At 50.8% G+C, this 236-nt stretch carries 1 rRNA gene; it reads right to left on the bottom strand.

Annotation, left to right across the window (positions count from 1 at the left end):
* Window positions 1–236 (bottom strand): 23S ribosomal RNA (locus KJS65_RS29650); the annotation flags it as partial.

Below are 236 nucleotides of genomic sequence, written 5' to 3'. Positions count from 1 at the left end.
TCACTATCGGTCACTAGGGAGTATTTAGCCTTAGCAGATGGTCCTGCTGGATTCATACGGGGTTTCACGTGCCCCGCACTACTCGGGATCCGTCTCGGAGAGAATACATTTTCAGCTACAGGGCTTTTACCTTCTATGCCGGGCCTTTCCAGACCTCTTCGCCTAATGTATTCCTTTGTAACTCCATGTGAGACGTCCCACAACCCCAAGGAGCAAGCTCCTTGGTTTGGGCTAAT

The sequence above is a fragment of the Paenibacillus sp. J23TS9 genome, assembly GCF_018403225.1.
Taxonomy (GTDB): domain Bacteria; phylum Bacillota; class Bacilli; order Paenibacillales; family Paenibacillaceae; genus Paenibacillus_AQ.
Note: the sequence above shows the minus strand (reverse complement) of the source record. Positions and strands in the feature narration are given on the sequence as shown.